9 protein-coding genes are annotated in these 7,734 nt (G+C 74.4%); all 9 read right to left on the minus strand.

Translation table 11 applies throughout. The features are described 5' to 3' along the window. A partial coding sequence (locus tag ABFX54_RS55150; RefSeq protein ID WP_346115347.1) for a LacI family DNA-binding transcriptional regulator occupies positions 1-560 on the minus strand: 560 nt, incomplete at its 3' end. Then, positions 557-1,645 (minus strand): Gfo/Idh/MocA family protein, encoded by a 1,089-nt coding sequence (locus ABFX54_RS55155; protein WP_346115348.1) that lies wholly within the window; start codon positions 1,643-1,645, stop codon positions 557-559. The genes ABFX54_RS55150 and ABFX54_RS55155, both read right to left, overlap by 4 nt. Beyond that, positions 1,642-2,490 (minus strand): amidohydrolase family protein, encoded by an 849-nt coding sequence (locus ABFX54_RS55160; RefSeq protein WP_346115349.1) that lies wholly within the window; start codon positions 2,488-2,490, stop codon positions 1,642-1,644. The genes ABFX54_RS55155 and ABFX54_RS55160 overlap by 4 nt, the downstream gene beginning before the upstream one ends. 35 nt (positions 2,491-2,525) lie before the next feature. Next, the gene (locus ABFX54_RS55165) at positions 2,526-2,978 is read right to left on the minus strand and encodes a VOC family protein (protein WP_346115350.1); all 453 of its coding nucleotides are present in this window, start codon (positions 2,976-2,978) and stop codon (positions 2,526-2,528) included. Between the two features lie 5 nt (positions 2,979-2,983). Further along, positions 2,984-4,030, minus strand: a complete 1,047-nt coding sequence (locus ABFX54_RS55170) for an alpha-ketoacid dehydrogenase subunit beta (RefSeq protein WP_346115351.1) — start codon at positions 4,028-4,030, stop codon at positions 2,984-2,986. Further along, entirely contained in the window at positions 4,023-4,970 is a 948-nt protein-coding gene (locus ABFX54_RS55175; protein ID WP_346115352.1) for a thiamine pyrophosphate-dependent dehydrogenase E1 component subunit alpha, read from the minus strand. Before ABFX54_RS55175 ends, ABFX54_RS55170 begins: the two co-directional genes overlap by 8 nt. Next, positions 4,967-6,319: a class-II fumarase/aspartase family protein gene (locus ABFX54_RS55180; RefSeq protein WP_346115353.1), complete on the minus strand. Its 1,353-nt coding sequence runs from the start codon at positions 6,317-6,319 to the stop codon at positions 4,967-4,969. Before ABFX54_RS55180 ends, ABFX54_RS55175 begins: the two co-directional genes overlap by 4 nt. 2 nt (positions 6,320-6,321) lie before the next feature. After that, positions 6,322-7,080, minus strand: a complete 759-nt coding sequence (locus ABFX54_RS55185; RefSeq protein ID WP_346115354.1) for an SDR family NAD(P)-dependent oxidoreductase — start codon at positions 7,078-7,080, stop codon at positions 6,322-6,324. 86 nt (positions 7,081-7,166) lie between these two features. Then, positions 7,167-7,734: aldehyde ferredoxin oxidoreductase C-terminal domain-containing protein (locus ABFX54_RS55190; protein ID WP_346115355.1), on the minus strand; the 568-nt coding region annotated here is incomplete at its 5' end.

A 7,734-nucleotide genomic window follows, 5' to 3' on the forward strand; every position in this document is an offset into this window, starting at 1 on the left:
ACGACGTGGTGGGCGAGGCGGCGGTGGCCGAGGAGCACGAGGTGCTCCACGGCGAGCGCGGCGGCCCGCCGGTCGTCGAGGATGACGTACCGCTTGACGCTCCTGCTGCGGTTGTTCAGCATCAGCCACGGGATCGCGGACTGGTCGAGCTGGGCGATCAGCGAGGAATCGTCGCCCGCCCCGGCCAGCAGCAGCCCGTCGATGCGGCCCTGCCCGATCCGGTCCATGTACTCGCCCAGCCCCGCGCCCGTCGCGCTGCCGGTCACGATCACGTACCCCTGGGCCGCCGCCTCCGCCTCCGCGCCCTTGATGATCTCGGCGTAGACGGGGTTGGCGAAGTCGGGGATGAACAGCCCGAACATGTGCGCCCGCGACGTGCGCAGGCTGCGCGCGGCCACGTTGGGCCGGTATCCCAGCTCCTCGATCGCCGCCAGCACCCGCTCCCGCGTCTCGGGCCGGATGTTGAGCGTCGGGTCCTTGTTGACGACGCGTGAGACGACGGCCCGATCCACCCTCGCGATGGCGGCCACGTCGGCGAGCGTCACCCGCGTGCGCATCATGCCGCCGATCCTGGCCGCCGGCTCTCGCCGCTGTCCATCGAACGGTAGAGCGCGTCGAGCAGGCGCAGCGTGCCGAGGTTGTCGGCGCCCGAGGTCTCCGGCTCGCCGCCCTCCGCGACGGCCGCGAGCAGCGACCCCATCGGCCCGGCCACCGCGTCGGGGAGCCAGCGCCGGGTCACCGGGTACGGCAGCCAGCCGTCCGTGGGCAGCACCCTGCTGCTGACCGCCAGGGTGTCGGGGCGGCCGTGCGGATAGTCGTACAGCAGGCCGAGCGTGCCCTTGATCGCGCCCTCGGCGCCGTCGATACGGAAGGACGCCTCCTGGTCGCCGGTGCGGTTCTCGTGGTTGGCGTGCACCAGCGCGCGCACGCCGCCGGGGAAGAGCAGCGTGCTGATCGTGCGCGTCTCGCCCTTGGCGACCTGGCCCGGCGTGCGGCCGCCGGCGCAGAAGACGACCTCGGGGTCGCCGAGGACCGAGCGGATCGCGTCGAGGTAGTGGATGGAGTGGTAGACGATCTCCAGCCGGTCGGTGGTGACCAGCCAGTCCCACGCGCTCCAGTCGGTGACGATGTCGACGTTGAACGTCATCGCCGTCGGCTCGCCGATCCACCCGGCGCGCACCATGGCGCGGGCGGCGGCTATGCCCTCGTCGAAGCGGAGCTGCTGGTTGACCGCGATCTTGCGGCCGGTGGCCGCGGCCAGGTCCACCAGGCCCTGGCCGGTGGCGACATCGGGCGCGAACGGCTTCTGGCAGAGCACGTGCCGACCGGCCGCCAGCGCCGCCCGCGCGATGGCCGGCTGCGCGTGCGGGGTCACCGCGATGTCGACGACGGCCGCCCGCTCGTCGGCCAGCAGCTCCGCCAGCGAGCCGTACGTCCTGGCCACCCCGTGGCGGGCGGCCACCTCCGCGGCCCGCCCCGCGTCGAGGTCGAACAGCCCGGTCACCTCCAGCCCGGCCTGCCGGTAGGCGGGCAGGTGGGCCACGTCCACGATGGCCCCCGCCCCGACCACGGCGACCGGCAGGCGGTGGGCCGCCGGGATCGTCAGGTCGGCGGCGGCCGCGATGGGGGCGAAGACGTCGATCACGGGGTCACCTCCGGCAGGCCGTAAAAGCGCGTCGCGGTGCCGCCGAGCACCTGCGCCCTCTCCGCCTCGTCCAGCCCGGACAGCGCCACCTGCGTCTCCCGCCACACCCGCGCGTAGTCGCCGGCCAGCGTCGCCACCGGCCAGTCTGAGCCGAACATGAGCCGCTCCGGCCCGAACAGCTCCGCCGCGTGCTCCACGTACGGCCGCAGGTCCTCACCCGTCCAGTCCGGGGCGGCGGCGGTGTTGAGCCCCGAGACCTTGGCGTACACGCCGGGGCACTCCGCCGCGCGCGCCAGCAGCGACGCCCAGGGCTCCCAGCCCTTGTCGCTGATCGGCGGCTTGGCCAGATGGTCGATCACCATGCGCAGTCCCGGCACCCGCTCGGCCAGCACCGGCACGTGCTCCAGGTGCCGGGGCAGCACCGCCACCACGTCGAACGGGAGGCCCGCGGCGGCCAGCAGCCCCAGCCCCTCGATCACCGTGTCCTGGAGCAGCCAGTCGGGGTCGGGCTCGTCGTGGATGAGGTGCCTGATCCCGGCGAACCTCGGATGACGCCGGTACCGCTCCAGCGCCCCGGCCGCCTCCTCCGGCCGCGTCAGCGGCACCCAGCCCACCACCGCGCCGACGAAGTCGTGCTCGTCGGCCTGGGCGAGCATGGCGCCGGTGTCGGCGTAGGAGTCCATCGACTGCACCAGGACCGTGCGGTCCACCCCCGCCGCCGCGAGCTGGGGGATGAGCTCCTCCGGCTCGAACGTACGGAAGATCGGCCCGGACTCCGGGGTCAGCCACGGGTACGAGCCCGTCTCCAGGTTCCAGAAGTGCTGGTGGGCGTCGACGACGGCCATCCAGGTGCTCCTTCCCGAGATCAATCGATTGAGCGTCACAAGGTAGCAGGAGGCTGGACGAGTTCCAGCGTGATCTCGTCCGGATCGAGGAAGTAGCAGGCGTAGCCGCCTCTGTTCACGCCCTCGGTGATCTCGGCCGGCGCATTGACGAAGCGCACCCCGGCCGCCGCCAGCCGGGCGTGCTCGGCGCGGGCGTCCTCGACCGTCAGCGCCAGGTGGGCGGCGCCGGGCAGGTGGCGGGCCGGGTCGCGGGGCTCGCCGCGCGGGCGTACGTACTCGACCAGCTCCAGATCGTGCGTGGAGACGCCGCGCGGCTGCCCCGGCACGGAGAGCTGGGCGACGCGCAGCACGGCGTCGGGGTAGCCGACGAGCCGCCGGGTGTAGGCGTTGTCCTGCACCTGGCGGTGTACCAGCGTGAAGCCGAGCAGGTCGCGGTAGAACGCCACGGACCTGTCCAGGTCGGCCACCGTGAAGGAGAAATGCCACACACCTCTCACCGCCCCGCCGCCCCCTGTCCTGCCGCCGCATGCCGGGCCGCCTCCTGCCCGGCCGCCGTCTGCGCCGACGGCTTCCCGACGAGAGCCCGTACCTCCTGCTCGATCCGCGCCGAGTCCGGCACCAGCGACCGGGCCAGCGACGGCGCGGCCGGCATCCGCACGTCCGGCGTGCCGATCCGGATCGGCGGCGCGAGCAGGGGCGCCCCCGAGCCCGCGACACGCGCGACGACCTCCGCGCCGAACCCGCCGGTCACGTTCGCCTCGTGCACGACCGCGAGCCGGCCCGTGCGCCGGACGCTGCCCAGCACCGCCTCGGTGTCGAACGGGTTGAGCCACGGCGTCTCCAGCACCTCGGCCTCGATCCCGTCGCCGGCCAGCGCCCCGGCCGCCGCCAGCACCTGCCCCGTCATCGCGCCCCAGGTGACGACCGTGACGTCCGAGCCCGGGCGGCGGGTGCGCGCCCCACCCATCGAACGCACCGGGCCCCCGGTCTCGACCGGCTCCTTGCCGCCGAAGTAGAGCGTGCGGTTCTCGATCACCAGCACCGGATCGTCGCAGTGGACGGCGGTCACCAGCAGGTCGTAGGCGTCCTGCGGCGTGCTCGGCATGCACACCCGCAGCCCCGGCACGTGCAGGAACAGCGCCTCCAGGCACTGCGAGTGCTGCGCGCACGCCCCCGGCGCGTTGCCCTGCTGGGTGCGGATCGTCAGCGGGGCGCTCAACCGGCCGCCCGACACGTACCGCACGTTGGCCGCCTGGTTGACGATCTGGTCCAGCGCGACCAGCGAGAAGTCGGCCCACATGATCTCGACGATCGGGCGGCGGCCGAACATCGCCGCGCCCACCGCGCTGCCCAGGATGGCCGACTCGCTGATCGGCGTGTCGAACACCCGCTCGCCGTACCGGCCGCGCAGCCCCCGCGTCACCCCGAACACCCCGCCGGGCACCCCCACGTCCTCGCCGTAGACCAGCGTCTGCGGCAACTCCTCCATCAGGCGGTGCAGGGCCGCGTTCACGGCATCGCCGTAGCTCAGCTCAGGCATACAGGTGCTCCCTCGCGGTGGCGGGATCGGCGAGCGGCGCGGCCAGCGCGGCCGTGGCGGCGGCGTCCATCTCCGCCCGCGCCCGGAGCTCGACCGCGTCGATCCCGGCGGCGGGCACACCGTCGGCCAGCAGGCCCTCCCGCAGCCGGGCGATCGGCTCCCTGCGCCTGATCCGGTCCAGCTCGCCCGGCTCGCGGTAGGTCTCGGCGTCGCCGATGTAGTGGCCGACCAGGCGCTCGGTCATGCACTCCAGCAGCGTCGGCCCGCCACCCTCGCGCGCGGCCTCCACCGCGTCGCGCACGTGGAAGCGCACGGCCTCGGCGTCGTTGCCGTCGACCCGGTGGCCCGGCATCCCGTACGCGGCGGCGCGGCCGGACAGGCGCGGGTCGCGCACCATGCCGGCGATCGGCGTCAGCTCCGAGTAGCGGTTGTTCTCGCAGACGAACACGACCGGCAGGCTGAACGCGGCGGCGAAGTTCATCGCCTCGTGCACCGCCCCCTGGTTCATCGCCCCGTCGCCGAACACGCTGACCGCGACCCGGTCCGAGCCGTCGTGCCGGCCGGCCAGCGCCGCCCCGCACGCGATCGGCGCGCCCGCGCCCACGATCGAGTTCTCGCCGTGGAAGCCGTACTCGGCGGCGGTGAAGTACGCCGACCCGCCCCGGCCGCCGTTCACGCCGGAGGCCCGGCCCAGCAACTCCGCGAACAGCGGCTCCGCCGGAACGCCCCTGGCCAGCGCCCACCCGTGCCCCCGGTACGTCGCGAACAACGCGTCCCGCGGCTCCAGCGCGCCGCACGCGCCGACCGGGATCGCCTCCTGCCCGACGCACAGATGCACCGAGCCGACGATCGCGCCCTCGGCCCGCAGATCGCGCACCTTCTCCTCGAACGCGCGGATCCGCCACATGGCCAGCAGGTCCGCCAGCCGTCTCTCACTCACGTGTCACCCCTCCAGGCGTCGAGTGCCGCGGCGCAGATCGCCTCGGCGTCGCCGGTGTAGGACTCGGGCGGGATGGGCAGCACGCCCAGGCTCCGCAGCTCCTCCGGCCCGGCCACGTCGCGCAGCGCCTCCGCCAGCGCCCGCCCGTGCGCGCGGGCCTCGTGCGCGGCCCGGTAGACCAGGTCGTGCGCCCGCTCCCGGCCCAGCGCCGGAGCCAGGCGCATCATGTACGCCTCCGCCATGATCAGGCCGCCCTCCGCGTCCAGGTTGGCGCGCATCGTCTCGGGGAAGACCCGCAGCCCGGCCGCGACGTCGGCGGCCGTGGCCAGCGCGCCCGCGGCCAGCTCGGCCAGCAGCGGCACCACGTACCACTCCACCTGCCACTCGCCGGCGGCCCGCTCGTGCCCCGCCTCCATCGCGCGGAACAGGCCGGAGCTGAGCGCGCCCGCCGTGCCCGACATGCCGATCACGGCCTCGCAGCCGATCGGGTTGGCCTTCTGCGGCATGGTCGAGGAGGCGCCCCGGTGGTGGCCGCCCGCCTCGCGCACCTCGCCCACCTCGGTCCTCGACAGGTCCACGACCTCGCGGGCGAAGCGGGCCGCGGTCGCCGCCAGCGACGCGCAGGTCACGCCGAACTCGGCGACGCCGTCCCTGGCCACGTGCCAGGGCACCTCCGTGGTGCGCAGGCCGAGCAGGCCCGCCAGGCCCTCGCGCACCTCCGAGGCCCGCTCGCCCATCGCCGCCGACGTGCCGCCGGCGCCGAACAGCGACACCACGCGCACCTGCCGCGCGGCCGCCGCCGTCCGCTCCCGCTGCCGGGCCGCCTCCGCCAGCAGCACCGCCAGCTTCGCCCCGAACGTGGTGGGCACCGCCTGCTGGGCGTGGGTGCGGGCGGCGACGACCGTGCCCGCGTGCCCGGCGACCAGCCCGGCGACCGCGTCGCCGAACGCGCCGAGCAGCCCGGCCAGATGGTCGAGCGCCTCGCCCATCTGCAGCGCCAGGCCGGTGTCCATGATGTCCTGCGTGGTCGCCCCGTAGTGGACGCGGCCGTTCGGGCCGTCGGGCAGGGCGGCCGAGATCATCCGCACCAGCGGCAGGATCGGGTAGCCCACGTTCACCGCCTCCGACCACAGGCGGGGCAGGTCGATGCTGCCCGGCACGCAGGCCGCCTCGATGGCCCGCGCGTCCTCGTGGCCGATCACGCCCGCCTTCGCCTGCGCCCGTGCCAGCGCGGCCTCCGTGCGCAGCCAGGCCAGCACGGTGTGCTCGGCGGAGAAGATCTCGGCCATCCGGCCGTCGCCGAACAGCTCGGGCAGCAGCTTGAACGTCTGCCTCGTGGAGCTTCGCACGATCAGTCCATCTCCAGTCCGCCGTCGACGTTCAGCGCCTGACCCGTGACGAACGAGGCCAGGTCGCTGGCCAGGAACAGCACCGCCGCCGCGACCTCCTCGGGACGGCCCGGCCGCCCGAGCGGCGAGCGCGCGCTGACCTCCTTCAGGTAGCCCGCGCCCGCGTCGGGGCCGAAGCGGGCGTCGCGGTCGCTGATGATCTCGTCCCACATCGCGGTCAGGAAGACGCCGGGGCATACCGCGTTGACGCGTACGGGGGCCAGCGCCTCGGCGGCCGACTTCGTCAGCGACAGCAGCGCGGTCTTCGTGGCCGAGTAGTGGGCGGCGTTCGGGCGGCCGGAGCGGGCGGCCACGGAGGCGAGCGTCACGATCGAGCCGCCGCCCTGCCCGGCCATCCGCCGCCCGGCGGCCTGGGTGAGCCAGAACGTGGCGTTGAGGTTGACGTCCACGATCCGCAGCCACTCCTCGGGCTCGATGTCGAGCAGGGGAGTGGTGCGCATGATCCCGGCGCAGTTCACCAGCACGTCGATCCGGTCGAGCCCGTCCACCAGAGCCGTCACCCGGGCGCGGTCGGTGAGGTCGGCCGCCCGCGCCGTGACGCCCAGCCCGGCCGCGGCCTCGGTGAGGCGCGGGCCCTCCAGGTCGGAGAGCACGACGCCGGCTCCCGCCTCGGCCAGGGCACGGGCGCAGGCGAATCCGAGCCCGCCGGCGCCGCCCGTGACGAGCGCGGTGCGGCCCGTCAGATCGATCGTGACAGCCATCCCCGATGGTCTCCCTCTGTCGTTCAAACGATTGACCAGAATCTAACAGGCCGCTGACGAAACGAACAAGAGGCCAGTCAATCGTTTTATCCGGAAATATCGCCCTCGGGCGTCGCGCTATCGGCCGGGGTGCCGCCGGCCGGGTCGGCGGGGCTCGCCTCCGTGCTGGATCCCTCGGGCGCCGTCCAGCCGAGCTCGTCGTAGAAGGCGGCGCGGGCGCGGGCGAACGCCGTCCGTTCCAGCACCGCGCCCTTGTGGGGGCCTTGGGAGACGGGCTCCTCGTGCAGGCGGGCCGGCAGCTCCTCGTCCAGGCCGTCCGGCTGCTCGCGCAGGGCGTACGCGCGCATCCCGTCCAGCCGCGCCTGCCCGGCCGCCAGCAGGTCCGCGAGCGTGAACTCCGTCCCCAGCACCGCCGTGACCAGGGCGGTGAGGCGGTCGACGGTCAGCGGCCTGGTCGGCGAGGAGGCGAAGACGCAGAGGTTGAGCGCGTCGAGCCCGCTCCACAACCGCAGCAGTCGCGCGCTGCGCCGCCCCCGTTCCTCGTCCAGCTCACCGGCGGGGGCCGGGGCGGCGCCCACCTTGGCGGCCTCGGGGAAGCTGTAGTGCAGGCCGGCGACCGGGTCGAAGTCGAGGTCGTGCTCCAGGGCGTCGTAG

Origin of the sequence: Nonomuraea maheshkhaliensis (assembly GCF_039529435.1) — a bacterium.
In the GTDB taxonomy this organism is placed as follows: domain Bacteria; phylum Actinomycetota; class Actinomycetes; order Streptosporangiales; family Streptosporangiaceae; genus Nonomuraea; species Nonomuraea maheshkhaliensis.

Bases quoted from the DNA above. Each gene is read 5' to 3' on its own strand.
- ABFX54_RS55160 (WP_346115349.1), bottom strand. From the start codon at position 2,490: ATGGCCGTCGTCGACGCCCACCAGCACTTCTGGAACCTGGAGACGGGC.
- ABFX54_RS55170 (WP_346115351.1), bottom strand. From the start codon at position 4,030: ATGCCTGAGCTGAGCTACGGCGATGCCGTGAACGCGGCCCTGCACCGC.
- ABFX54_RS55185 (WP_346115354.1), bottom strand. From the start codon at position 7,080: ATGGCTGTCACGATCGATCTGACGGGCCGCACCGCGCTCGTCACGGGC.